This window comes from Curtobacterium sp. MCLR17_040 (assembly GCF_003234735.1).
In the GTDB taxonomy this organism is placed as follows: domain Bacteria; phylum Actinomycetota; class Actinomycetes; order Actinomycetales; family Microbacteriaceae; genus Curtobacterium; species Curtobacterium flaccumfaciens.
The window spans coordinates 133,729-158,581 of record NZ_QKTE01000001.1 but is presented as its reverse complement, the minus strand read 5'-3'; the positions used below and the strand labels follow the sequence as shown (position 1 = coordinate 158,581).

General features: G+C 71.7%; 20 protein-coding genes. 9 read left to right on the top strand and 11 right to left on the bottom strand.

Annotated features, from left to right (window positions below; genetic code table 11):
* Positions 1–11: 11 nt before the first annotated feature.
* The gene (pyrE, locus tag DEJ01_RS00745; protein WP_111091945.1) at positions 12–563 is read left to right on the top strand and encodes an orotate phosphoribosyltransferase; all 552 of its coding nucleotides are present in this window, start codon (positions 12–14) and stop codon (positions 561–563) included.
* A complete protein-coding gene (locus DEJ01_RS00740; protein ID WP_111091944.1) occupies positions 560–2,869 on the top strand; it encodes a septum formation family protein in 2,310 nt (769 codons plus the stop codon). The genes pyrE and DEJ01_RS00740 overlap by 4 nt, the downstream gene beginning before the upstream one ends.
* 174 nt (positions 2,870–3,043) lie before the next feature.
* Here DEJ01_RS00740 and DEJ01_RS00735 read toward each other — a convergent pair whose 3' ends face one another.
* A complete protein-coding gene (locus DEJ01_RS00735) occupies positions 3,044–3,997 on the bottom strand; it encodes an aldo/keto reductase (protein WP_111091943.1) in 954 nt (317 codons plus the stop codon).
* Between the two features lie 108 nt (positions 3,998–4,105).
* Between DEJ01_RS00735 and DEJ01_RS00730 the strand changes: the two genes are divergently transcribed.
* Positions 4,106–4,750, top strand: coding sequence for a HEAT repeat domain-containing protein (locus tag DEJ01_RS00730; protein WP_111091942.1), 645 nt, complete (start codon positions 4,106–4,108; stop codon positions 4,748–4,750).
* A 460-nt stretch (positions 4,751–5,210) separates the two neighbouring features.
* On the opposite strand, the gene DEJ01_RS00725 is transcribed toward DEJ01_RS00730, so the two are convergent.
* Entirely contained in the window at positions 5,211–5,900 is a 690-nt protein-coding gene (locus DEJ01_RS00725) for a metal-dependent transcriptional regulator (RefSeq protein ID WP_027464846.1), read from the bottom strand.
* A gap of 37 nt (positions 5,901–5,937) precedes the next feature.
* On the opposite strand from DEJ01_RS00725, the gene DEJ01_RS00720 reads away from it, so the two are divergent.
* Positions 5,938–6,828: a CPBP family intramembrane glutamic endopeptidase gene (locus tag DEJ01_RS00720; protein ID WP_181438315.1), complete on the top strand. Its 891-nt coding sequence runs from the start codon at positions 5,938–5,940 to the stop codon at positions 6,826–6,828.
* A 204-nt stretch (positions 6,829–7,032) separates the two neighbouring features.
* Here DEJ01_RS00720 and DEJ01_RS00715 read toward each other — a convergent pair whose 3' ends face one another.
* From DEJ01_RS00715 to DEJ01_RS00700, 4 genes are all read right to left on the bottom strand, one after another.
* Positions 7,033–9,015: an alkaline phosphatase family protein gene (locus DEJ01_RS00715; RefSeq protein WP_258375610.1), complete on the bottom strand. Its 1,983-nt coding sequence runs from the start codon at positions 9,013–9,015 to the stop codon at positions 7,033–7,035.
* 82 nt (positions 9,016–9,097) lie between these two features.
* On the bottom strand, positions 9,098–10,537 hold the full coding sequence (efeB, locus tag DEJ01_RS00710) for an iron uptake transporter deferrochelatase/peroxidase subunit (protein WP_258375609.1): 1,440 nt from the start codon (positions 10,535–10,537) through the stop codon (positions 9,098–9,100).
* Positions 10,534–11,727 carry an EfeM/EfeO family lipoprotein gene (locus tag DEJ01_RS00705; protein ID WP_111091938.1) on the bottom strand — a complete coding sequence of 398 codons (1,194 nt, stop codon included), beginning with the start codon at positions 11,725–11,727 and terminating at the stop codon, positions 10,534–10,536. The genes efeB and DEJ01_RS00705 overlap by 4 nt, the downstream gene beginning before the upstream one ends.
* Positions 11,728–11,928: 201 nt before the next feature.
* Complete coding sequence (locus DEJ01_RS00700) at positions 11,929–12,726, bottom strand: HAD-IIA family hydrolase (protein ID WP_027464991.1); 798 nt, start codon at positions 12,724–12,726, stop codon at positions 11,929–11,931.
* A 178-nt stretch (positions 12,727–12,904) separates the two neighbouring features.
* Between DEJ01_RS00700 and DEJ01_RS00695 the strand changes: the two genes are divergently transcribed.
* Together DEJ01_RS00695 and DEJ01_RS00690 are read left to right on the top strand one after the other, a co-directional pair.
* Positions 12,905–13,603 carry a TetR/AcrR family transcriptional regulator gene (locus DEJ01_RS00695; RefSeq protein ID WP_163343243.1) on the top strand — a complete coding sequence of 233 codons (699 nt, stop codon included), beginning with the start codon at positions 12,905–12,907 and terminating at the stop codon, positions 13,601–13,603.
* Positions 13,604–13,667: 64 nt separating this feature from the next.
* The gene (locus DEJ01_RS00690; RefSeq protein ID WP_111091937.1) at positions 13,668–14,315 is read left to right on the top strand and encodes a TrmH family RNA methyltransferase; all 648 of its coding nucleotides are present in this window, start codon (positions 13,668–13,670) and stop codon (positions 14,313–14,315) included.
* Between the two features lie 103 nt (positions 14,316–14,418).
* On the opposite strand, the gene DEJ01_RS00685 is transcribed toward DEJ01_RS00690, so the two are convergent.
* Entirely contained in the window at positions 14,419–15,408 is a 990-nt protein-coding gene (locus tag DEJ01_RS00685; protein WP_111048005.1) for a LacI family DNA-binding transcriptional regulator, read from the bottom strand.
* Positions 15,409–15,917: 509 nt separating this feature from the next.
* Here DEJ01_RS00685 and DEJ01_RS00680 point away from each other — a divergent pair.
* Positions 15,918–16,556 carry an endonuclease domain-containing protein gene (locus DEJ01_RS00680; RefSeq protein ID WP_111091936.1) on the top strand — a complete coding sequence of 213 codons (639 nt, stop codon included), beginning with the start codon at positions 15,918–15,920 and terminating at the stop codon, positions 16,554–16,556.
* Between the two features lie 98 nt (positions 16,557–16,654).
* Here the strand turns inward: DEJ01_RS00680 and DEJ01_RS00675 are convergent, their stop codons facing one another.
* From DEJ01_RS00675 to DEJ01_RS00665, 3 genes are read right to left on the bottom strand one after another with little or no spacing between them, the layout of a single operon-like run.
* Entirely contained in the window at positions 16,655–18,889 is a 2,235-nt protein-coding gene (locus DEJ01_RS00675; protein ID WP_111091935.1) for a YhgE/Pip domain-containing protein, read from the bottom strand.
* On the bottom strand, positions 18,886–19,656 hold the full coding sequence (locus DEJ01_RS00670) for a hypothetical protein (RefSeq protein ID WP_111091934.1): 771 nt from the start codon (positions 19,654–19,656) through the stop codon (positions 18,886–18,888). The genes DEJ01_RS00675 and DEJ01_RS00670 overlap by 4 nt, the downstream gene beginning before the upstream one ends.
* Positions 19,653–20,309, bottom strand: coding sequence for a TetR/AcrR family transcriptional regulator (locus DEJ01_RS00665; protein ID WP_111091933.1), 657 nt, complete (start codon positions 20,307–20,309; stop codon positions 19,653–19,655). The genes DEJ01_RS00670 and DEJ01_RS00665 overlap by 4 nt, the downstream gene beginning before the upstream one ends.
* Positions 20,310–20,469: 160 nt before the next feature.
* On the opposite strand from DEJ01_RS00665, the gene DEJ01_RS00660 reads away from it, so the two are divergent.
* On the top strand, positions 20,470–24,141 hold the full coding sequence (locus DEJ01_RS00660) for a S8 family serine peptidase (protein WP_146247534.1): 3,672 nt from the start codon (positions 20,470–20,472) through the stop codon (positions 24,139–24,141).
* Between the two features lie 168 nt (positions 24,142–24,309).
* Positions 24,310–24,474: a hypothetical protein gene (locus DEJ01_RS17990; protein ID WP_155896763.1), complete on the top strand. Its 165-nt coding sequence runs from the start codon at positions 24,310–24,312 to the stop codon at positions 24,472–24,474.
* A gap of 104 nt (positions 24,475–24,578) precedes the next feature.
* Here DEJ01_RS17990 and DEJ01_RS00655 read toward each other — a convergent pair whose 3' ends face one another.
* The gene (locus DEJ01_RS00655) at positions 24,579–24,752 is read right to left on the bottom strand and encodes an antitoxin (RefSeq protein WP_071404361.1); all 174 of its coding nucleotides are present in this window, start codon (positions 24,750–24,752) and stop codon (positions 24,579–24,581) included.
* Positions 24,753–24,853 lie beyond the last annotated feature (101 nt).

The window sequence follows — 24,853 nt, the reverse complement described above, 5'->3', positions numbered from 1 at the left end:
CCTTGTGCGCTGTGACCGAGGCGCGCGAACAGTTGATCCAGTACATCTCCTCCGAAGCGGTGTTCCACGGCGACTTCACCCTGACCAGCGGGAAGAAGGCGACGTACTACATCGACCTGCGGAAAGTCAGCCTGGACCACCGCGTCGCGCCGCTGATCGGCCAGGTCATGACCGAGCTCGTGCAGCAGGTGCCGGACGTCTCCGCCGTCGGTGGCCTGACCATGGGCGCCGACCCCATCGCCAGCGCCGTCCTGCACCAGGCCGCAGCCCAGGGCCTGACCTACGACGCCTTCGTCGTCCGCAAGGAGCCGAAGGACCACGGCCGCGGCAAGCAGGTCGAGGGACCGGACCTCAAGGGCAAGCGCGTCGTCGTGCTCGAGGACACCTCCACCACCGGCGGCTCGCCGCTCAAGGCGGCCGAGGCGCTCGAGCGCGAGGGTGCGATCATCGCCGCCGTCGCGGTCGTCGTCGACCGGGACACCGGTGCCAAGGAGACGATCGAGGCGGCCGGCTACCCGTACTTCGCGGCCATCGGGTTGGCTGATCTGGGGCTGACCGCGTGACCGAGGAGCGTCCGGACGACGCACGCGAACCCGACGGCACCGCCGGCCCGGCAGACGGGGACGACGGCCTGGAGGCTCGGCGTGCGTCCGGATCGGACGCTCCGTTCCACGGTCTCCGCAGCGCTGCGGACATCTTCGGGGCTCCGCGCGGCGAGGAGGACTGGCCGTCGCGGCGGGAGCGCCGCGAGGCCGAGCGCACCGCCCGCGAGACGGGCGCGCCGCTGCCCGAGCCGTTCGTGGCCGAGGGGGAGGCGGAGGGCGCCGAGGCTGCTGCTCCTGCTGCTGTTCCTGCTGTTCCTGCTCCTGCTGCGCCGGCTCCTGCCGCGTCTGCGCCGGCCGCTTCCGCTCCGGCGCTCGACGACGGCGCGACCCAGGCCATCTCGATGCCGCCCGAGCTGCTCGCACCCTCCGAGAACCCCGACGCCGTCGTCGAGCACGAGCGCTCCACACTGCACGACCGGATCCCGGCCGCCGCCGACGTCGCGCCGGACTCCACTGCACCGCACCCGTCGTCGATCGTGCTGCCGACGGCACAGACCCACCGCGACGAACGAGCTGCCGCGTCGAAGGCCATCGAGGACGAGCGTCGCCGCGTCGACCCGTTCGGCGAGGGCCGCGCCGACGTCGACTGGCTCGGCCGCGCGACCGGGAACCACCCGGAGTCCGTGGCACCCGCTGCTCCCGCTGCCCCGCAGCCCCTCGGCGTCGAGAACGTGCTGCCGCCGACCGAGGAACCGCCGACCTTCACCGACCTGCTGCGCATCACCAGCACCGGGCCGGTCCCCACGCAGACCGGTGCGCACGACCGGCCGTTCGACTGGGCGATCGGTGACGACGAGCCCGGCGAGGTCCCGGCGACGCTGACCACCGACTCGTTCGACACCACCGCGCTGTCCGCCGGGTCCTGGTCGCTCGCCGACGAGTTGGACGACGAGGACGAGGTCGTCGCCGGCGAGGTCGACACCCCCGCCTCCGGGCTGCCGCAGGCACCGCGGACCTACCCGGTGCCGCCGGCGGTCCCCGTGCCGCCGGTGGTGCCCCCGGCGGTCCCGGCTGCTGGCGCCGCTGGTGCTGGTGCTGCCTCTGGTGCCGCTCCGCCGGAGGCGACCGAGGCCGTGGACGTGCCCCGTGAGCCCGCCGGAGACGACGTGCCGGACGCGACCGAGGGCCTCCAGGTCGATGCGCCGACCACCGCGATGCCGGCGGCCGGGACGCCCTGGTGGTCCGAGCCCGACGCGACCGTGCCGCCGACCGCCGCACCGCCGCTCGTCGAGCCGGCTGCGGGTGCCCAGGAGTACCCGGCGCACCTGCCGCCGTCGGTGGGGCAGGACCTCGACGCCGTGCTCGGACTGCGTGGGAACGACACCGGTCCGCAGCCGGAGTCCCTTCCTGCCGCGGCGCCGGACGACCTGGACCAGTCCGAGTGGGACGGCCGCGAGACCAGTGACACGAGTGCCATCAAGGACCTGTTCGGCACCGAGGCCGTCGGGCAGCTCGGCGGGACCGGCTACGACCCGGAGGACACCGGGACGCGGATGATGCCGGCGGCTGCCGTGCCCGCGGCTGCTGCTGCGCCGACTGCTGCCCCCGCGCCTGCTGCTGCTGGCCGGCCGGCCGGCGGTCCGGACCGGCAGTCCGGCGACCGCGACAACTTCATCAACGAGGGCTTCGCGCGGCTGCGGAACGAGGGCAAGCGCGGCAAGCAGCTGCTGATCTACGGGTCGATCGCGCTGATCCTCGTGCTCATCGTGCTGGTGTTCCTGCTGTCGAAGTGGATCCTCGGGAACAACATCGCCGACCAGGCCGTGCCGACGAAGTCGCCGGTGGCTGCCTCGTCGGCGCCGGCGACCCCGAGCGCCGCGCCGTCGGCGTCGGCCTCGCAGTCGGGTGACGCGGCAGCACCGGCCGCCACGCTGCAGTTCGCCACGACCCCGGCCCTGCCCGGTGAGCACCCGTGGACCGACCTGGCCGGCGGGGAGTGCCTGTCGCCGTTCACGAACGCGTGGTCGCAGACCTTCACGGTGGTGGACTGCGCGACGCCGCACATCGGGCAGCTGACCGCACGGCTCGCGGTCGAGGGCGACACCTATCCCGGTGCCGAGGCCCTCGCGACCCAGGCGGCCGACCAGTGCCAGTCCGACACAGCGCTGAACGCCTCGGCCGCCGCCGCCGTGGGCGACGTGCAGGTGCAGGGTTCCTACGCGCCGGACCAGGCGACGTGGGACCAGGGTGACCGGTTCATCGCGTGCTTCGTGACGCGCTCGTCGGGGCAGCCGCTGACCGGGTCGTTGGCGCCGGGGGCGTAGGCGGGCCGTCGGCGCGGGTCGCACGCGTTCTGCGACGATCCACCCCGTGATCGACTGGTGGTCTGTCGGAACACGCACATGCAGCGACTGCGTGCGCAACGAACGACATCCCACCCGTCGAACGACGAGTGGGATGTCGGAACATGTACGCGCATCGGCTGAGATGCGCCGGCGTCAGGCGCTCGCGGGCACCTTCGCCGACACGTCGGACAGCGTCTGCAGGTCGTCGGCGGTGAGCTCGAGCTCCGCCGAGGCCAGCAGCGCCGGCAGCTGCTCGGTGTTCCGGGCGCTCGCGATCGGCGCGACGACGTCGGGCTTCGCCTGCAGCCAGGCGAGTGCGACGGTGGCGATCTCGGAACCGTGTGCATCGGCGATCGAGGACAGCGCGTCCACGACGGCGAGCCCCTCGTCGGTGAAGTAGCCGGACACCTGGCCCTCGCGGTCCTTGCCGGCGAAGTCGTCCTTCGAGCGGTACTTGCCGGTCAGGAACCCCGCGGCGAGCGAGAAGTACGGCACCACGCCGAGTCCGTGCTCGTGCGCGAGCGGTGCGATCTCGGCCTCGTACGGCTGGCGTGTGACCAGGTTGTAGTGCGGCTGGATGGCGACGGGCTGGGCGAGGCCGTTCTCCGTCGCGATGCGGATCCACTCCGCGGCGCGGTCCTTCGAGTAGTTCGAGATCGCGGTGTAGCGGACCAGGCCGTCCTGCACGAGCTGGTCGAAGGCGCGGACGGTCTCCTCGAGCGGGGTCGACTGGTCGTCGAAGTGCGCGTAGTACAGGTCGATCCGGTCGGTGCCGAGGCGCTCGAGGCTCGCGCGGGCAGCGGCGGCGACGGTGCCCGCGGCGAGGCCCTGGAACTCCGGGTGCTGCGAGCCCTTCGTCGCGATGACGACGTCGTCCCGCTTGCCCGAGGCGCGCAGCCACGAACCGATGACCCGCTCGGACTCGCCGCCCGAGTTGCCCGGCGCCCAGGCCGAGTAGACGTCCGCGGTGTCGATGAAGTCGCCACCGGCCGCGGTGTAGGCATCGAGGACCTGGTGCGAGGTCGACTCGTCCGCCGTCCACCCGAAGACGTTGCCGCCGAGGGCGAGGGGGAACACGTGCAGGTCACTGGTACCGATGCGGGGCATGCGGAGGTCCTTTCGTGGTCGGAGGTGCGGTGGGAGCGAACCGCACGTCTCCCGACGCTATGCCCCGATGCTTGACACGGCCCCGGCGCGAGGGGCTTCGATGGACGGATGACCACGCTCACCGATGCCCTCGCCGATCCGCGATCCTCCGCCCGGCTGCAGGCCGTGATGGCCGCGGGGACCACCCCGGACCCCGCGGACCTCGAGGTGCTCGTGGCACAGTGCGCCGTCGAGCCGGACTTCTTCGTCCGCGACATGCTGACGTGGGCGCTCACCCGGCACCCCGCCGACGACGTCGTCGCCCGCGTCCTGCCCGAGCTCGAGCGCCCCGAGCCCCAGGCCCGCAGCCAGGCGCTCCACACCCTGTCGAAGATCGGCGACCCGGAGGCGTGGCCGGCGGTGCGCTCGCTGCTCGAGGACCACGACGACGAGGTGCTCCGCGCCGCCTGGCGCACGGCCGTCGCACTGGTGCCGGACGACGAGCGGGCGTCGCTCGCGCGGACCCTCGCCGTGCAGCTCGGCATCGGCGACCGCGAACGTCGGCTCAGCCTGTCGCGTGCTCTGGTGGGACTCGGCGAAGACACCGTCGGACCGGTCCTCGTCGCGGCCGCCGACCGGGGGACCGACGCCGTCCGGGAGCACGTGCACGAGACCGAACGGCTGCTGCACGACCCCGGCGTCGCGTCCGAGTACGCGCTCGAACGGGCTCGGCGCGAGGTCGCCCTCGGCCGGACGCGCTCCGTGCAGGGCTAGGGCCGGCGGGCGCGCGCGGCCGGGCGGGCTGAGTGGTCGCGAACCGTCGCTGTCACGGTGGTGGGGTGGGCGCGTCGCGCGGTCACGACACCCCGTGGCCGGGGCGCCGAGTGGTCGCGAACCGTCGGTTGCGGGGCTGCCGGGCGACGGTTCCTGACCATTCGGCGGAGGTGAGCGGGGTGCCGTGGCCGGTGGGGCGTCGGACGGGAGGCGCGTGGCGGCCGCGCACCGGGCCTCCCGTCCGTCGCCACGCGGGTTCGCGGGCAGGTTCATCTGGCCGAGGCCGATTGCGTGCGACTTGTCGCGCTGCGGTCACGACGCCCCGTGCGTTGGGTGCCGAGTGGACGCGAACCGTCGGTTGCGGGGCTGCCGGGCGACAGTTCCTGACCGCTCGGCGGACGTGAGCGGGGTGTCGTGACCGGGAGACCACGCGACCATCCCGCCCGCACACGCAGCGCGGTCAGTCGCCGTCGGGCGCGAGCCAGATGGAGGACGCGGCGGCGGCCGGCAGGTCGACGAGGGACTCCGAGCCGTCGGTCGCCCGCCGCGACACCGCGATGACGCCGGCGTAGTCCCGCACCCGCTCGACCCGCAGGTGCGTGCCCAGTCCCACCCCGAGCTCGTCGAAGTACCGCAGCAGCGAGGGGTCGTCGTCCGAGACCCGGTCGACGGTGCCGCACGCTCCCGGCTCGATCGCGCCGAGGAGCGTGCCGGGGGAGTCCGGCACGATGCCGTCCGCCCCGGGGATCGGGTCACCGTGGGGGTCGTGCGTCGGGTGGCCGAGGTCGGCGTCGACCCGGTCGAGGAACTGCTCGGACACGGCGTGCTCCAGGGCCTCGGCCTCGGTGTGGACCTCGTCCCACGAGTAGCCGAGCCGCTCCACCAGGAACGTCTCGATCAGCCGGTGTCGCCGGACCATCGCCACCGCGACCTGCTGCCCGAGCGGGGTGAGCACGACGCCGTAGTACGGGGTGTGCTCGATCAGGCCGTCGCGGTCGAGCTTCTTGAGGTTGCCCGACACCGTCGACGCCGACACCTTCAGCGACGCCGCGATGTCCCGCGTCGCCAGGCCGGGCCCGCCGCGCTCGCTGGCCTTCCAGATGAGCTTGACGTAGTCCTCTGCCATGGTGGACAGGGAGGGCAGGCGCATACCGCCAATCGTACGTCCCGCCTGGTACAACCAGCAGATGACCACCACCGCCCCCGTCCGAGCCCGCCGCCGTCGCTGGCCGGTGCCCCCGTCGCTGCTGCTCGGGCTCGCGCCGATCGTGGTGTTCGCGGCGATCAGCGCCTGGCGGTCACGGCCGAGCGACGACTACGCGACCCTCGGGCAGACCGTCGACAGCGTCGTGCACGCCCTGGTCATCCCCGAGGGCATCGCCGTCGTGGCACTCGCCCTGTTCGTCACGGCGCTCGGTTGGTGGCGGATCGCCACGGTCGACCCGGTCCGGACGCGGCTGCGGTGGACGATGCTCGCACCGATCCTCGTGCTCGTGGTGTGCATCGTCCGGCTGCCCCTGATCGACTGGACGGCGCTGCCGTCGCACTACTTCCTGCTGCTCGCCGTCGGGGTGCTGTTCGTCGGGGTCTTCGAGGAGCTCATGGCCCGCGGGACCCTGCTCGTCGGGCTGCGGCGGCGCCTGCCGGAGATGGGGGTCTGGGCCCTGTCGTGCGCACTGTTCGGGCTGCTGCACCTGCTCAACGCGCTCGCCGGTGCCGGGATCGGGCCGACGCTCATCCAGGTCGTGTTCGCGGCGTCGTTCGGGTCGACCCTGTACGTCGCGCGTCGGCTGACCGGGTCGCTGCTCGCCCCGGTGCTGCTGCACGCCTTCTGGGACTTCGGGTCCATCGGGTTCTCGGCGACCGCGGACCCGAGCGACTTCGGCAAGCTGACGCTGCTCGGCCTGATCGGGCTGTTCTCGTTCGGGGTGCTCGCGTTCGGCATCGTGGCCGGCGGGGTCATCGCCTGGTACGACGACCGACCCCGTCGGCTCGCGAAGCGGTGGCGGACGGTGCCGCCGATGGGGACGGTCGTGGTGCCGGGAGGCGAGCCGCGCCTCCAGGTCGACGTGGTCTGAGGGAACGGACGCGACGGCCGCTGCACTGGCGGACGCTGACCCGACCGGCGCGTGGCGACCCCGCGCGGACGCGACGGTGCCCCGGAGCGCAGCACGCTCCGGGGCACGGTTCGGTCGTGTCGGTCGACGCGACGCGACGCGACGTGTCAGTCGGCTCGGCGTGTCGTGTCGGTCGACGAGACGCGTCGGTCGACCAGCGTCGTGTCAGTCGGTCCGACGCCGGAGCTGTCGACGGCGGACGACGACCAGCGCGACGCCGGCCATCAGGAACACGATCGCGGCGATGGTGACCCCGGTGAGCTGCACGCCGGTGAACGCCAGGCGCGTCGCGGACGGGTCGGTCGCGGACGGATCGGCGGCGACGGTCTGCCCCGCGGCCCCGGCTCCTGCTGCGGCGCTCGAGGCAGGCGCGGCCCCGCTGCCCGTGCCGGCGCCCGTGCCGGCGCCCGTGCCTGCCGTGCCCGCCGTTCCTGCCGTTCCACCGGAACCGGTGCTCGCGCCCGTGCCGCTGCCGCCGGTCCCCGTGTGCGGCTTCGTCGTGGGCTTCGGGGTCGGCTTCGGCGTGACGGCCGTGGACACGATCCGCGAGACCGCACCGCTCTTCGTGTTCAGGAGCACCTCGCGGTGCTGCGGGTGCGTGAAGTCGAACATGCTCCGGATGGACCCGGCCCGAGCGTCGAACGACTGGTCACCGATCCGCCCGGTCGACCAGTTGTCCTCGATGAACTTCGTGGTCGAGGTCTGCTCGATGGCGGTGTGGTCGACGTGGTTCTGCTTGGCGAACGGCGAGATGACCAGGTACGGCAGCCGCTGCGAGGGGCCACAGCGGTCGAGGTACCCACCGGCGACACCGACCTTGGTCGCGGCCGCGGTGCAGACCGTGGTGTCGTTCGAGGAGTCCGTCGACCCGTTCAGGATCGTCGGCGCGACGTGGTCATACCAGCCGTCGGAGTCGTCGTAGTTGATGACGATGGCCGTGCTCGACCACTCCGGCGACCGCTCGATCTCGTTGATCTTCGACGTCAGGAACTTCTGCTCGTCGAGCGGGTCGGAGTACGCGGCGTGGCCGTCCTGGGCCTCGGGCGCCTTGAGGAAGGACACGGCGGGCATCCGGTGCTCGGCGAGCGCGGTGTCGAACGCCGACAGGTCGTACTGGTGGTTCGCGCGGTCGGTGGAGCCGATCATGCGGTCGCTCGTCGGTGCCAGGTGGTGCGGGTTCGAGGTCGACGCGTAGTACGCGAACGGGTTGTGGTGCGGCGAGTAGTCGTTGCTGACCGAGCCGCCCACGTTCGTCGTGGTGGCGTCGCACTTGGCGAGGGTGCCGGTGCCCGAGTAGGCCGTCGTCGGGGTGAAGCCGCCCTGGAACCAGCCCCAGGTGACGCCCTTCGCGTTGAGCAGGTCGCCGATGTTCTTGCCCGACATCTTGACCAGGTTCGACGTCGACGTGTGGTCCTTGTCGGAGCAGTCGTCGAAGGCGGGGTCGGGGTCGGCGGTGACGGTGCCCTGGCCGGCGGCGTCCTTCGCGACGACGGCGGTCGAGGTCGGCACCGTGGCACCGGTGACCGAGTCCACGCCCGTGCCGCCGTGGGTGTTGCCGCTGATCAGGTTGAGCGCCCCGGGGGTCGAGGGGCCGAAGCCGGTGTCCCAGGCGTTGTCGCTCATCGCGTAGTTCTGGGCGTAGTTCCACAGCCCGGTGGTGGTGTTGCCGTCGTAGTAGTCCATCGTCAGGCCGGGGGGCCCGTACAGGCCGGTGCAGGTGTCCACCGAGGTGCTCTCGACGAACTCGTCCATGGCACCCCCGTCGACGGCCTTCTGCTCGGGCAGGTAGTTGTGGTTCTGGTCGCACGTGAGCGCCTGGGCGGGCGTCAGCCGTGACGGGGCGTAGGCGTTCGGGTTCTTCGTCAGGGTGCCGGAGGACGCGAGCGTGTTCACCTTCGGGGTGTTCCGCGCCGCGGTGAAGCGGGTGCCGTCGGTGTTCGCGGCCTTCGGGTAGGTGCCGAAGTAGTGGTCGAACGACACGTTCTCGTCGTACATGACGACGACGTGCTTGATCGGTGTGGTGGTCTTCAGGGAGTTGTCCGCGGCGGACGCCGACTGCGGGATGGCGAGGGCCGTCCCGGCGACGGCCGCCAGGGCCATGATGGCGAGCGCGCCCTGTTGGACGCGTCGTTCGGAAGGTCGGAACACGTGGAACCTCTCACTGGTCGGGACGGTGGGGTGGTGGGGAGCGGTGGAGCCCTGCGGCGGGCGCGTTCGAGCGACGGCCCGGCTAGGTCCGTGCGAGCAGCCGACGGCCCAGCCAGTCGTCCGCGTGGCGGACCCCGGGCAGGGCGAAGTAGTAGCCACCGCCGACCGGTGACAGGTAGTCGACGAGCGGCTCGTCGACCAGGCGCTTCTGCACGGCGACGAACTGCCGTTCCAGGTCGGCCTGGAAGCACGCGAACAGCAGGCCCATGTCGAGGTCGCCGTTCGTGTCGGTGCCGTTGTCGTAGTTGTACGGACGACGGAGCATCTGCTGCACACGGGCCTCGGCGGTGCGCGGGTTCGCCAACCGGATGTGCGCGTCCATCTGGATGACGTCACCGGTCGGGTCGTCCTGGTACCGGGGGTCGTCGAACTCCCCGCTGCGGGTGAGCGGGGCACCGGAGTCGCGGTGCCGGCCGATCATGTTCTCCTGCTCGTGCAGCGAGACGCGGTCCCAGAACTCGACGAACATCCGGATGGTCCGCACGACGTGGTAGCTGCCCCCGGTGACCCAGTCGGGTTCGCCGTCCTGTCCGCCGCGGGTCCAGACCAGGTCGTCCATGACGCTGCGGTCCGCGGTGGAGGGGTTGCCGGTGCCGTCCTTGAACCCGAGCAGGTTGCGCGGGGTGCCGGAGGGGCGCGGCGGGGACGCGAAACCGTCCTGCCGCCAGCGCACCTGCATGCCGCCGCGGGTCGCCCGGGCGATGTCGCGGACCGCGTGCAGGACGGTGTCGGTGTTGTGTGCGCACACCTGCAACAGCAGGTCGCCGTCCGAGATCGACCGGTCGAGGTCGTCGTTCGGGAAGTCCTCCATCGTCCGCAACCGCGCCGGGCGCTGCCCCGACAGGCCGTACCGGTGGTCGAAGAGCGAGGCACCGACGCTCGCGGTCACGGTGAGCCCGTCGGCCGCGACCTCCGGTCCGAGCACGCCGGAGTCGGCCGGCGGCGCGGTGATCCCGACGTCGGCAGGCATGCCGCCGCGGGTGAGGAACCGTGCCCGCTCGGTGATCGTCCGGAGCAGGTCGGCGAGCTCCCCGCGGTCGGCCGCGGTCACGTCGAATGCCAGGAACGCCGACTGTCGCTGCGCGGGCGTGGTGATCCCCGCCTGGTGCGCCCCGTGGAACGCGTACGAGGAACCGGGCGGAGCGTCGGCACCGCCCGTGGTCGCGGCGGCTGCCTGGAGGCCCGTCCCACCCCCGGCGGTCAGGCTCGCCGCCGCCGCGGCGGCTCCGGCACCTGCCCCGACCGCGCTGGTCAGGAACGCGCGGCGGCCGACCCCGCGGGTGGGGCCGGTCGGCGGGTGCTGGTCGCCCGGGGCGCCGGCGGGACACGCGCTGCCGTCGGCGGACAATCCGAGGCGGGCGTGCGCCTCGGTCATTCGTCGGTACGTCGCCGCGTCCATCCCGCGTGGGAGTTGCCGGCTCTGGAGGCCCTGCCGGCCCTGGCGCTGTGGTCGTTCGGTCACGAGGTCCTCCTCGGGTCGCAGATGGCGGCGACGGGGGCGAGTCGTTCGAGCGCAGCGTCGAGGTCGGCGTCCAGGTGCTCGCGGGCGGTGCGGTCGAGACCGTCGAGGGTGTCCCAGCTGCCGTCGGGCCGTCGGTGTGATTCCACGTCGGCGCGGAGGGTCGCCAGCGCGCGATCGGTGGCCCGGAGCCCCGGGTAGCGGGTCCGCAGGATCGACCGGAGCGGCTCGAGCGCGTGTTCCGTCCCGATGGTGTTCGCGTCGATCGTCGCCAGTGCGGTGTGGCTGCCGGCGTCGGTGGCCCCGGTCGCCTCGAAACGGAGTGCATTCTCGAGGATCTCGTGCGAGCGCAGGCCGATGTCGAGCGGGTCGACCCGTTGGGTGGGGAACGTCCGGCGCAGGTAGGCGACGGCGGCGACCAGGGCGTCGGCGGGCACGACGGCGCGACGGCTGGGCGCACCCGACCACAGCAGCGCCTCGACGCGGTGGAACCCGGTCAGGTGCGGGTCGTCGAGTGCGGTCCGTCCGGCGGCCGGGAGCCCGTTGATCGCGGTGTCGTCGTCCCCGAACGCACCGTAGGCGGCTCCGAGCTGCTCGTACTCGCGGTGCCCGGTCAGCCAGTCCCGCCGTGCAGCGCGGACGTCACCTGCACGGACGTCGGCGTCCAGCGCACGCACGTCGTCGAGCAGCGTCGGCAGGCGACTCTCGATCCAGGCGCCGTACGACTTCGCGGCGGGGATCAGGTCGTCGCGGGCGACCGGGACGATCCCCGGGGTCTCGTCGCTGACGTGGGTGGCGCCGCGCAGGTGGACGACGGGTCCGGTGCTCGGGTTCGCGTCGGCGGGCAGGCAGCGGAACCGGTACTGGCCGCGGGGGAGTCGGACGCCGTAGTCGTGCGTCGCACCCGATCCCAGACCCTCCGCGTCGAGGTAGACCGCGCCGTTCGTGGGGTCGACCAGCTGCACCTCGATCCCGGCGACGGAGGTGTTGTGGATCCGGAACGTCTGGGGGCCGGCGAGGGCGCGGTCCGGGCTCGCGGGCCACCCCGTCCCGCAGGCGTCGGTGCCGGCCTGCACGGTGACCGCCGACGTCTGCGGCGCCGGCGAGGGGACCAGGTGCGGGGCGACGATCGCCGTCCCCACGAGTGCCCCGAGCGCGCCGACGACCACTGCCGTCGTGGCACGAACCGACATCGGCACCGATGACCCCATCCTGTAGCAACTCACAGAAAACCCTGATCAGAGCCACTTTCGGCTCGACCAGGGCAACCATAGAGTCGCCCCAGGGGCAGTTTTCCCGTCGTTCACCGCAGGGCGGTTCTGTTCACCGGATCGTCATCGAGCGATCTGCGGCGAACGGGCGCACCCGGGTGGCGTGGGCCGTTGGAGCTCGAGCTAGAGCTCGACCTCGAACGGCTCGGTGCGCACGAGCTCGTGCACGCCGGAGATGACCTCGCTCGGGCGGAACGGGTACCGGTCGATCTCGGCCTGGTCGCTGATCCCCGTCATCACGAGCACGGTGTGCAGCCCGGCCTCGATGCCGGCCTGCACGTCGGTGTCCATGCGGTCGCCGATCATGCCGGTGTTCTCGGAGTGCGCCCCGATCCGGTTCATCGCTGAGCGGAACATCATCGGGTTCGGCTTGCCCACCACGTAGGGCTGCTTGCCGGTGGCCTTCTCGATCATCGCCGCGATGGCACCGGTGGCCGGCAGGACCCCCTCGGCGCTCGGGCCGGTGGCGTCGGGGTTCGTCACGATGAAGCGGGCACCGGCGCGGATGAGCCGGACGGCCTTGGTGATCGCCTCGAACGAGTAGTTGCGGGTCTCACCGACGACGACGTAGTCGGGCGCGGTCTCGGTCATGATGAACCCGGCCTCGTGCAGGGCGGTGGTCATGCCGGCCTCACCGATCACGAACGCCGAGCCACCGGGCATCTGCGACTTGCAGAAGTCGGCCGTGGCGAGCGCACTCGTCCAGATCCGCTCCTCGGGCACGTGCAGGCCCGAGCCCCGCAGTCGGGCGCTGAGGTCGCGCGGCGTGAAGATCGAGTTGTTCGTCAGCACGAGGAACTCGGTGCCGTCGTCGAGCCACTGCTGGATGAGTTCCGGCGCGCCCGGGAGCGCCTGGTTCTCGTGGACGAGCACGCCGTCCATGTCGGTCAGCCAGCACTCGACGTCGTCTCGGGTCGCCATGGCCCTCACCCTACTGCGCAGGGGTTCAGGCCCGGCTCGTGGCCGGCTCGGAAAGGGCCGGGAGGCCCGGGGCGGCTCTTGCGCGCTGCTCCGAGACCCGAGAAGGTCGAGACACCGAACCGCGGTCGGCTTTTGCCCTACGCTTTTCGGGACACGTACCGAATCAAGGAGGCCCCTCGTGCTCGTCGAACCCGGAACCCCGTCCGCCGCGCCCCGACCCACCCCGGTGTCGGAGACGGAGCTCGAGGTGACGCCGCGACGACGCCGAGGCCGCCCGAACGTGCTCTCCCGCGAGCAGGTGATCGACGCCGCCACGACCATCGCGAACGAGGACGGCCTCGACCGGCTGTCCTTCCGAGCCCTGGGCGTGCGGCTCGGGGTCGCCCCGATGACCGTGCACCGGACCATCGGCGGGCTGGACGACCTGCACGCCGAACTCGTCCGCCGCACCGTCGACGAGTTCACCGCCACCTTCGTCTGGCCGGACGAGTGGCACGCCGTCGTCCGCACCTTCGCCACCACGTTCCGCGACCTGATGCGCACCCACCCGCTCGTGCTCGAGTCGCACAGCCAGCGCGCCCCGCTCGCCTCGACCGAGTCCGACGCCGTCGTGGCGAAGGTCGTCGGTGCCCTGCAGGACGCCGGGCTGCCGCCGGCCGAGGCGATGTACACCTTCTTCGTCGTCTACGACTTCGTGGTCGGGCACGCCGGGGTGCAGGTCGGGCGCGGGGACTCCGAGGCCGGACGCCCCGAGCGGCACCGGCTGGTGGGCGAGATCCTCGGCGAGCACTCCTACGACGACCGGTTCGCGCTCGGCCTCGACATCCTGATCGCCGGCATCGAGTCGCGCATCGCCCACGGGGCCGGCACCGCCTGAGCCCGCGGCGCCGCCGGGCGCTGCCGTCGTCGGGCCGGTGCCGTGTGCGCCGTACGCTGGTCGGGTGACCACTGCGCCCGAACCGTCGCACGAGCTGACGACCAACGGGGTGGGGCCGCACCCGGAACCCTGGCCCGACGACCCGAGGCTCGACCCGGAGCTGCTGGCCGCGGGGGACTCCCGGAACGTGCTCGACCGCTACCGGTACTGGTCGATGGACGCGATCGTCGCCGAGCTCGACACCCGCCGGCACGCGTTCGACGTCGCGATCGAGAACTGGCAGCACGACCTGAACATCGGATCGATCGTGCGGAGCGCCAACGCCTTCCTGGCCGGCACCGTGCACATCATCGGACGACGCCGGTGGAACAAGCGCGGGGCGATGGTCACCGACCGGTACCAGCACGTCCGCTACCACCCCGACGTGGACGCGTTCCTCACCGCGATGGCCGAGGAACAGCGACCCGTCGTCGCCATCGACAACACCCCCGGTGCCGAGCGCATCGAGACCGCGGTGATCCCGGAGCGATGCGTGTTCCTGTTCGGCCAGGAGGGCCCCGGGCTCACCGACGAAGCGGTGGCCGGGGCGTCCGGGCACCTGGAGATCACGCAGTTCGGGTCGACGCGGAGCATCAACGCCTCGGCGGCGGCCGCGATCGTCATGCACAGCTGGGTCGTCCAGCACGCGGAGTTGCCCGGCGCGACTTCGTGAGCAGAACTGGCCGGGTACGGGCCCTGGACCCGACCATTTCTGCTCACGAAGCGGGCGGGGCGGAGGCGAGGCGGGCCTCCCGGCCGGGGTCCGTGCTGACGCGTCAGCGTGCGGCGGTGGTGCGGCGCGCGACCAGGCGGGGTTCGACCAGGAGTTCCGTGGCGGCGATCCGCGGATCGGCGATGCGGGCCAGCAGGCGCTCGCCGGCGCCGCGGCCGATCTCGACACTGCGGTCGTCGATGCTCGTCAGGCCGACGTACCGCATCGCCGCCACCGGGGTGTCGTCGTAGCCGATGACGGAGACGTCCTCGGGGACGCGCAACCCGCGTTCGGCGAGTTCGGACAGGGCGCCGAGGGCCATCACGTCGTTCGCGGCGAAGACGGCCGTGACGTCCGGGTGCTCGTCGAGGAGCATGCCGAGGGCGCGGGAACCGGCCTCCTCGGTGGGTTCACCCGGCAGGACCGTCGTGACGACAGAGGCGCGTGCTGCTGCGGCCTGCTCGAACCCGGACTGGCGTTCGGCCGAGGCCGCCGAGCTCGCACCGACGAACCCGAGTCGGGTGTGGCCGAGGTCGAGCAGGTGCTGCGCCGCGATGCCGCCACCGGCGTGGTCGTCGTTCGCCACGGTGTCCGCGCGGGGGATCGCCACGCGGCCACCGGCGATGACGAGCGGCATCGAGGCGGGGATCGCGAGGTCGGTGGTGGGCTCGCCGGCGATCACGATGCCCTCGACGCGCATGGAGAGGAAGCCCTCCACCGGAGACGCATCGAGCCCCGTGTTGAGGAACCGGTCGGCGACCACGAGCCGGTGCCCCTGGTCCTGCAGGCTCTCGCGCAGGCCGGTGAGCAGGTCCACGAACCACTGGTTGCGGAAGTCGTCGAGGACCACGCCGATGGTGCGGCTACGCGTGCCGGCGAGGGAGACGGCTGCGGTCGAGGGCCGGTAGTCGAGCTCCTGGATCGCCTTGAGCACGGCTGCCCGGCGCTGGTCGCTGACCCGGGGGGAGCGCTGCAGCACGAGGGAGACGAGGGACTTCGAGACCCCGGCGCGTGCGGCGACGTCGTAGATGGTCGCGGGCTTGCCGTCTCCCATGATGCGCTTCGACCTCCGTTGGCTCGTGCGTCGATCGTAGCGGTTGACGTGACATGGGCCGGGCGGGTGGGTGTGGGGTGGCGTCGAGTGAGCAGAAGACGACGGGTCTCGAACAGTCACTCGTCGTCTTCTGCTCACTCCCTTGGGTTCGCGAGTCCTCCACAGGGGAGGCACGGTGCCGGTTCTGCACGGAACTCCGGTTCGGTGAGCGGGGCGTCGGCGCGGGGCGCGAGCGTGTCGGCATGCGACCACGACCACTCCCTCCGGCGCTGCGAGGCCGGGCCTTCGACATCGGCGCGGCTGATCGAGCCGGAGTTCCCCGACAACGACTCCAGCGGAAGGACCTGACGTGCCCGACGCGATCGATCCGATGGCCCCGGGACCGACCACCCGATCCGATCCGCCGCATCCAGGCACTGCGGCCGGTCCTGTTGCCCGGACAGTTCGTCAGCCACACCTCTGCGGGAGTGTTGTGGGGTCTGCCGGTGCCGTGCGGTCCTGACGCACCGGTGCACATCACCAGCGTGCACCCGCAGGCGCAGCCCCGGCGCGTCGGCGTGGTCGGGCACCGTGTGGCTGCTGACCGAGTGGGCACCCGGCAGCGCTGGGGTGTTCCGTCCAGCAGCCCCGCGGCGCTGTGGGTGGAGTGCGGGGACCTGCTCGGACTCGATGAGCTCGTCGTCCTGGGTGACGCCATCGTCACGTCGCGGGCCTGCGCGACCGCGCTGGAGGACCTCGCCGCCGCGCTCGCCGGGGTGGGGAATCGTCGTGGCGTGCGGAAGCTGCGCGTGGCGCTCGAGCTCGTGCGGGTGGGGGCCGGGTCGCCGCAGGAGACCCGAGCGCGGCTGGCGATCGTCCGCGCGGGGCTGCCCGAGCCCGAACTGCAGGTCGACGTGCTGGACGAAGCCGGTCGGTTCGTCGGCCGCGTCGACCTGGCGTACCCGGAGCACCGCATCGTCATCGAGTACGAGGGTGACCACCACCGGACCGACGCCGAGCAGTGGGGCCGTGACCTCCGCCGCTACCGGGAGATGGAACGACTCGGCTGGGCGGTCGTCCGGTGGACGAAGTCCGACCTGACGCTGCACCGCTCAGCCGCAGTGGCGCACCTGCAGACGCTCCTTGCACGCGGAGGTCGCGTCGAGTGAGCAGAAGACGACGGGTCGCTATTGCACACCCGTCGTCTTCTGCTCACTCGATGTAGCGGGCGGCCCCGCGCGCGAGCGCCCCCCGCCCGCCGCGCCCGCTACCCGATCAGGCTCGGGCGCAGGTCGCGCAGCGTGCGGGAGCGGGTCTGCCGCGCCGTGACCACGAAGGACACCAGGAGCGCCCCGAGCAGCCAGCAGAGCAGCACGCCCGCGTCCGACCACGCGGCACCGAGGTTCCCGCCGTACATCGTCTGCCGGATCGCGTCGACCGAGTACGTCATCGGCAGCGCGAAGTGCAGCGCCGCCAACGGCCCCGGCAGCGTCTGCCACGGGAACGTCCCACCGGCGGTGACGAGCTGCACGAGCATGAGCACCAGGCCGAGGAACTGCCCCACCGATCCGAGCAGCACGTTGAGCGCCATGATGATCGCCGCGAAGGTCGCCGAGGCCAGCACCATGATCCCGATCGTGCCGCCGACGTGCACCACGTTCAGGTCGAGGGCGAAGCGCACGATGAAGAACAGCGCCACCATCTGCACCAGGCCGAGGAGTGCCGGCGTCAGCCAGCCGCCGAACACCACGGCGAGGGGCTTCCGCACCGCCGTGATCGCACGCTTCGAGATCGGCTTGAGGATGAGGAACAGCGCGTACATGCCGATCCAGGCCGCGAGCGAGATGAAGAACGGCGCGAGGCCGGCACCGTAGTTCGACGCGGCGGCGACGTTGTCGTCCCCGACCTTGACCGGGTCGGAGATGACGGAGGCCTGCGACGCACGCTCCGATGCGTTCGACGCCGGGATCTTCGTGCGGCCCTCGTCGAGCGACGACGCGAGCTTCGACGAGCCGGTCGTGAGCTTGTCCAACCCTGACGCGAGCGACGAAGCGCCCTGGTCGGCGGTCTTCGCACCGGTCGCGAGCTGGGACGCACCCGACGACAGGGTCGGAGCGGCCGAGGCCAGCTTCGACGTGCCGTCGGCCACCTTCGAAGCCCCCGACGAGAGCGTCGAGGCACCCGTGGCCGCGTCCGCGATCCCGGACGACAGCTCCGGAGCCTTCGCGGCGAGCTTCCCGGTGCCGGCGGCGAGCGTGTCCGAGCCGTCGGAGAGCTGCTGGATGCCGCTCGTCAGCGCCGGGGCCTGCTCGGCGAGCTGGGAGGCGCCAGCGGACACCTGCGCGCTGCCGGTCTTGAGCTTCTGCAGGTTGCCGGACAGGTCGCCGGCACCGGTACCGAGCTCGGTGCTGCCGGCCTGCAGGTCGTCGAGCCCGGCGAGCAGCCGGGTCTTCTGTTCCGCGGAGAGCACCGTGGAGGCTTGGACGACGGGCTTCAGCGACGCGACGAGTTCCGGCGACTGCGCAGAGAGCTGCTGGACGCCCGCGATGAACGGTGCGGCCTCGTCGGCCAGCGCGGCGTTCCCGGCGGCGACCTGCGACGCACCAGTGGACAGGCGTGCAGAGTCGGAGGGAAGCGAAGCCGTCTGGTCACGGAGCTGGTGCAGCCCGGACTGCAGCTGCTGCGCCCCACTGTCCAACTGCTGCGTCTGCGACGGCAGCGCGGCCGTCTGCTGCTGCGCGCTGGCCAGCCCGGACGCCAGGGTCGACGCCCCCGACGCCACCTGCTGCGCTCCGCTGTTCAGCTGCTGGGTCTGCGACGGCAGGTCGGCCGTGCCGGACGCGAGCTCCGCCGCACCGGACGACAGCTTGCCGGTACCGTCGGCGAGCGTGTGCGCACCACGGTCCGCCTTCTTGGTCCCGGAAGCGAGCTCATCGGCACCGTCGACGGCGTCGCCGAGGCTGTCGCGGACGTCGGCGAGCCCGACGAGCAGGGTCTTCGCCGCCTGCTTGCCGACGCGCTCGGCGACGGCGGTGCGCATGGTCTTGCCCGCCTGTTCGGCGATGGTCGAGGCCAGGTACGAGTTGGTGTCGGCCGTGGTCATGACGAGCTTCGCCTGCGTCGGGTCGTCGGACTGCGCGGACACCAGGTGCTCCGAGAAGTCGTGCGGGATGGTGACGACGAAGTCGTACGTGCCGTTCCGGACGCCGGAGCGGGCATCGGCGGCGCTCGTCTTCGTCCACTTGAAGTCGGCGCCGTCGATGGCCTCCTTCGTGACGTCCTTGCCGTAGTCGACGTGGTCGCCGTCCAGCGTGGCGCCGGCGTCGAGGTTCACGATCGCGGCGGGGATCTGGTCGAGCTTCGCGTACGGGTCGCGGTTCGCCCACAGGTAGGCGCCGCCGTACAGCAGCGGCACGATCATCAGCGCGATGAACGCCAGGCGTGCGAGCGGGGTCGCGGTGAGCCGCGCGAGTTCTGCGCGGACGAGCGAGGTGGTGGTCACTTCTGTGCCTCCGTCGGGACGGTTGCGGATGCTTCGGTGACGGAAGGAGCGGCCGGGAGGCCCGGCTCGGTTCCGTCGGTTCGGGCCACGTCCTCGGGGTCCTCGGTCTGGGGCGTCGCGAGCGTCGCGACGTCGCCGTGCGTCTCGACGCCGTCGTGCGTGTCGATCGTGTCGAGCAGGTGCTCGACGGTGGTGGCGGCGGCCTTCGAGGTCACGAGGACCACGGTCACGCCCCGTCGTGCGACGTCGCGGACCACCTGGAACCAGTCCTCGACCGCGCCGCCGTGCCGCTCGGGCGAGGTGATCACGATGCCGGTCACACCGTCGCGCAGCAGGGCGAGCTCGACGAGCAGCCGGACGCGCACGGCGGTCGGCACCCGCTGCACCGCGGTGTCGACGTAGTCCCGCAGTCCGAGCTCGTCGAGCACGGTGTCGACGTGCTCGCGGTTCGGGCGCTGCCCGGCGAACGCGAGCTCCTCACGCACGATCTGCTTGAGGGTCATGACGGGGAAGGGCTCGGCGACCCCGGGGGTGTCCACGAGGGCGAACGAGCGACGGACGGCTGCCGGGTCCTCGTGGCCGTCGAGCAGCAGCCGGCCGGTGTCGGGCTGCATGCGGCCGCCGGCGACGAGTGACGCGAGCACGGGTGCCTGCTCGGTCTCGACGGCGAGGACCCCGGGGCGTCCCGGGGCGGCGACGGCGGAGACGACGGGCAGGGGTGCGCCGGGCTCCTCGCCGATGCCGACGTGGTCGAGTTCGAGCGTCATGCGTGGTCCTTCGGGGCAGGAGTGGGAGTGGGAGCAGCGGGTTCGGAGAGCAGTGCCGTGCGCCAGTCGATGCCGGCCATGCCCAGCGCCGACACCACCACCATGCGCCGTCCGTCCTCGTCGCTCGTGCCGGAACGGGTGGCCTCGTCGAGGACGGCGATGCACGCGCCCTCGACCAGACGGCCGAGCGTCTCGGGGTCGACGTCGTTCCGCATGGCACCGTCGGCGATCCCGAGCGCGCACGCCTGGCGTACCTGTGAGCGCAACGGCGCGAACACCTCGGCCACGGGTTCGGCGAACGGGCTGCGGACGGCGACCCGGGCCATCGAGCGGACGTGCGACACCTCGGTCCAGAGCGTCACCGCGATGGCGGCGAGGCGTGCGGCCGGCGGGAGCTCCTGCAGGTCCGATGCGGTGGGCATGGCCGCGGCGATCCGGGCGGCACCGGCGGTCACGACCTCGCGCACCAGGTCGTCGCGGGAGGGGAAGTGTCCGTACACCGCACGGCGCGAGAGTCCCGCAGCCGCGGCGATCGTCTCGATCGAGGCGTCCGGGTCCTGCTGCAGACAGGTCTTCGCCGCGTCGAGGAGGGCTGCCCGGTTCTCCGTGGCGTCGCGGCGGGGCGCGCGGGAGGGCTGCTCGCTGGTGGTCACACACCCCATCGTAATAACGTGCACACGTGTGTGCAACTTAACAGGTTCCGTCCCCCGGACGAGGGGAGTCCCCCAAAGTGCGGACTGTCTTCCCTGAGAACGAACGCATAGCTTCACAGGAATCTCATGCGAACCACGGACTGAGCCAGGAGTGCCCTCTTTGAACCGTGCAACACCGAACATCGACCCGAACCCAACCCCCCATCGCTTCACCCGCGTCCTGACCGCCGGCATCGCCGTCGCGGCCCTCGCGTGTGGCGGTCTCGCAGTCGGGGGCGCGGCCTCCGCAGCTCCGGCCGGGATCTCGGTGGCCGACCTCAAGCTCTCCGCCCCGCTCCGTGATGCCAAGCCGACGAAGACCGTCGCCGCGTTCGTGCGCACGACCGGCCAGGGTGCCCTCGAAGTGGACGCCAAGGCGAAGGGCGGGGACCTGACGAAGTCGCGGACCCAGTCCTCCGCGGCCAAGGACCGCGTCGAGGCGATCCAGTCGACCGTCGCCGCGGTGCGGTCGGCCGTCAAGCGCGCCGACGCCGACGCGACCGAGCTCTACTCGACGGAGTACACCGTCCCCGGCGTCGCGGTCGTCGCCGACGTCGACGCGTTCCGGAAGATCGCGGAGCGCTCCGACGTCGAGAGCATCATCCCGCTCACGCCGAAGAAGATCGTCGAGCCGACGGTCAACGAGAACGCCGACGCCGCTCCCTCGGGTGTCGACCCCAGCCTGGTCCAGCCCGGTGTCGACGGCGTCGCGCCGAAGAACGCCGCGAGCGACGTCTACACGCGCTCGCTCAACGCCTGGCAGCAGACCGGCCACACCGGCAAGGACGTCAACGTCGCCGTCCTCGACACCGGTCTCGACTACACGCAGGCCGACTTCGGTGGCCCCGGCACCACCGAGGCGTACCAGCAGGCCCTGGCGAACGCGAGCGGCGGCGCCCCGGACCCCAGCCTGTACGACGCGTCGAAGTTCCTCGGCGGGTACGACTTCGCCGGTGCGACCTACAACGCCGACCCGACGGACCCGGACGCCTACGACCCGGTGCCGGCTCCCGACGACAACCCGATCGACGGCAAGGGCGGCGACCACGGCACGCACGTGTCCGGCTCGATCGCCGGCTACGGCCTGACCGCCGACAAGCAGCAGTTCGACGGCGACTACACCAAGCTCACCACGCAGCAGGTGCAGGACATGTGGATCGGTCCCGGCACCGCGCCCGAGGCCGGCCTGTACGCCCTGAAGGTCTTCGGTGACAACGGTGGCTCGACCGACGTCACCGGTGCCGCGCTCGACTGGGTGGGCCAGGCGCTCACCGAGGGCAAGGACATCAACGTCCTGAACCTGTCGCTCGGCTCCGACTACGGCGCGCCGGACGACCCCGACAACGCCAAGATCGACGCACTGACCGCTCGCGGTGTGCTCCCCGTGATCGCCTCGGGCAACGCCGACGACTTCACCGACATCGGTGGATCGCCGGGCAACGCCGAAGGTGCGCTCACGGTCGCCGCGAGCGCCACCGGCCAGTCGCTCTACGACGGCGTGCAGGTCACCGCACCGGCCGACGCCGCGAAGACCTACCGCTCGCAGTACTCGTCCAACTTCAAGGGCACCCTGCCGGTCGAGGGTGACGTCGTCGTCCCGACCGCGAACATCGACGGCTGTGCAGCGTTCAGCGCCGCCGACGCCGCGAAGATCAAGGGCAAGGTCGTCTGGCTGAAGTGGACGGACGCCGCGCTCGAGTGCGGTTCCCTCGTGCGCTTCAACAACGTCGAGGCCGCTGGCGGCGTCGGCGTCCTGCTGGCGGGCACGCTCGACACGTTCGAATCCGGCATCGGTGGCAACGCGACCATCCCGGGTGCCGAGCTGACCGCGAAGAGCGTGGCGAGCCTCCAGGCCACCGCCAAGGCGGGGACCCTGCACGTGCGCTTCGCGGACGAGCTCAAGGGCTTCGAGGTCGCCATCGAGGCGGACGCCGTGAACACGCTCGCGTCGTTCACCAGCCGTGGTGTGCACGGATCGTTCGACGACATCGTCAAGCCGGACATCGCCGGCCCCGGGGTCAACGTGATCTCCGCGGCCAACGGCACCGGTGACGGCCGCATGTCGATGAGCGGTACCTCCATGGCCACGCCGGACGTCGCGGGCATCGCGGCGCTGACGTTCCAGTCGCACCCGACCTGGTCCGCCCCGCAGGTCAAGGCGGCCCTGATGAACACGGCGACGCACGACGTGAAGGACGGCAATCGTTCGGCCACCCTGCTCCGCCAGGGCACCGGTCGCGTGGACGCACTGCAGGCGGTCACCGCCGGCACCACGGTCCGCAGCGCCGAGAACGACCAGCTCGTCACCGCGTCGTTCGGCGTCGTCGAGGTCGCGAGCGGGACGAGCGAGACCCGCACCCTGCAGATCGACAACACCGACAGCACGGCGCACACGTACAACGTGTCGTACCAGCCGCAGGTGTCGCAGCCGGGTGTGACCTTCGCGCTCAGCTCGAAGCAGGTCACGGTGCCCGCCAACGGCACCGCGTCGGTCACGCTGACGTTCTCGGTCGCCGACGCGACGAAGCTCCGCCGGGTCATCGACCCGACCCAGGAGGCCGTCCAGCAGGGCTACCAGCGCGAGTTCGTGGCCGCCGCTTCCGGCATCGTGGCGTTCGCGCCGACCGACAGCTCGCTCAACCCGATGCGCCTCGGGGCCTACGTGGCCCCGAAGCCCGTCAGCGCGGTGCGGGCACGGACCACGGTCTCGTTCACGGGACCGGGCAAGTCGGCCGAGCTCACGCTCAAGGGCCGCACGCTCGACCAGGGTGGACTGACGACCGGCTACCACGCCGCCGTCGCTCCGTTCGTGCTCGGCGGCACCGACCCCGCCGAGGCGTTCCCCGAGGGTTCGGCGACGCGTTCGCTGCAGGCGGCCGACGTCCGTTCCTACGGTGCGTCGTACGACAAGGCGTCGGGAACCCTGGCGTTCGGCGTGCAGACCGCCGGTCCGGACGCGAACCCGGGCGCCGTCACCAACGTCGAGGTCCTCATCGACACGGACCGTGACGGCGAGCCCGACTTCCTGGTGTACAACGCGAAGTCGGCTGCCGTGGACGCCACGTTCGCCACGACGGTCGACCTGGCGAAGGCCGCCCTGGACGACCCGGACGTCGACCCCGTCGTCGACGTCCAGCCGCTCAACGGCGGTGCGCCCGGACAGGACGTGAACACCTTCGACAGCTCCGTGAAGGTGCTGACCGTCGCTGCGAAGGCCATCGGTTCGTCGAAGAAGTTCGACTACACGGTGCTGACGGAGTCGGCCTACGCCCCGGGTGCCGCCACCAGCGGTTCCTCGGTCGTGGACGAGACGAAGACGGCCACGTTCGACCCGTCGAAGCCGAAGCTGTCGTTCTCGCAGGACGGCACCTCCGGCGTGCTGTTCGCCGACGCCGACTCGCTCACGGTCACCCGTGCCTCGGGTGTCACCAAGGCGACGGTGCTGCTGCTCCACCTCGACAACGCGGCGGGCAAGCAGGCCGACACGTCGACGATCAACGTGGTCCCGCCGAAGCTCGCGCTCGCGAAGGGGAGCAAGGTCACGGTGAGCGGGACGGCGAAGGTCGGCTCGACCCTCACCGCGAAGCACGGTACGTGGAGCACGACGAAGGCGACCTACAAGTACCAGTGGCTGCGTGACGGCAAGGTCGTCAAGTCGGCAACGGGTACCAAGTACAAGCTCGGCTCGTCCGACGTCGGGCACCGCATCAGCGTGCAGGTGACGGCCCACGCCTCCGGGTACGCGGACGGCACGGCCAAGTCCGGGGCGACCGCGAAGGTCACGCGCCGCTAGGACAGGGTGCGCGCGCGGTTCACGCGCCACATGGTGAGCAGAAGAGGTCGGGTCCCGAGTGGGGATCCGACCTCTTCTGCTCACCAAGCGCGGGGCATCCCACCCCGCGAACGCGTGTTCGGGACAGGTAGTTAGACAAACTAGTGAAGTGGTGCCACTGTTTGTCCCATGCAGAACACGCTGAACCAGCTCCGGTCCAACCCGGTCGAGTGGCGCCGTCGTGGACTCACTCCGCCGGACGTCATCCAGGCCATGATCGAGCAGCGCCTGGCCGAGCCGGGGCACTCCCAGCCCGTCGGTGACCCGTCGTACCAGGACTTCTTCCGGAGCTGATCCGGGGTCGGCCGGGTGGCTCGGGACGCACCGGCGGACAGACGGGAGGCGCGGTGCCAGCTGGCACCGCGCCTCCCGTCTATACGTCGGTGACGTCTCGGACGTCACTTGCCGATCTTGCCGTCGGCCGCGTCCTCGGCCTTGCCGATCTGGTCGCCGTGTCCGCCGCCGGTCGCCTTGTCGGCCGCGTCGCCGGCCTTGTCGAGGCCGGCGTCCGTTGCCTGCTCGCCCTTGTCACTGTCGGCGAAGTCCTTCGCCTTGTCTCCGATGCCGCTCATGTCGTGCTCCTTTCGCGTCGTGGATCTGGACGCGTCCGACCGTGCTCCGACCGATCCGGACGGACATCCAGGTGCGCTCGATGTGGACAAGCGGCCCGCCG

Excerpts from the sequence above, each read along its gene's own strand:
- DEJ01_RS00700 (WP_027464991.1), bottom strand. The coding sequence starts at position 12,726 with ATGGCGACCCGAGACGACGTCGAGTGCTGGCTGACCGACATGGACGGC.
- DEJ01_RS00670 (WP_111091934.1), bottom strand. The coding sequence starts at position 19,656 with ATGACGCTCGAACTCGACCACGTCGGCATCGGCGAGGAGCCCGGCGCA.
- DEJ01_RS00705 (WP_111091938.1), bottom strand. The coding sequence starts at position 11,727 with ATGTCGGTTCGTGCCACGACGGCAGTGGTCGTCGGCGCGCTCGGGGCA.
- DEJ01_RS17990 (WP_155896763.1), top strand. The coding sequence starts at position 24,310 with ATGCAGAACACGCTGAACCAGCTCCGGTCCAACCCGGTCGAGTGGCGC.
- DEJ01_RS00685 (WP_111048005.1), bottom strand. The coding sequence starts at position 15,408 with ATGGGAGACGGCAAGCCCGCGACCATCTACGACGTCGCCGCACGCGCC.
- DEJ01_RS00730 (WP_111091942.1), top strand. The coding sequence starts at position 4,106 with ATGACCACGCTCACCGATGCCCTCGCCGATCCGCGATCCTCCGCCCGG.
- DEJ01_RS00720 (WP_181438315.1), top strand. The coding sequence starts at position 5,938 with ATGACCACCACCGCCCCCGTCCGAGCCCGCCGCCGTCGCTGGCCGGTG.
- DEJ01_RS00655 (WP_071404361.1), bottom strand. The coding sequence starts at position 24,752 with ATGAGCGGCATCGGAGACAAGGCGAAGGACTTCGCCGACAGTGACAAG.
- DEJ01_RS00735 (WP_111091943.1), bottom strand. The coding sequence starts at position 3,997 with ATGCCCCGCATCGGTACCAGTGACCTGCACGTGTTCCCCCTCGCCCTC.
- DEJ01_RS00725 (WP_027464846.1), bottom strand. The coding sequence starts at position 5,900 with ATGCGCCTGCCCTCCCTGTCCACCATGGCAGAGGACTACGTCAAGCTC.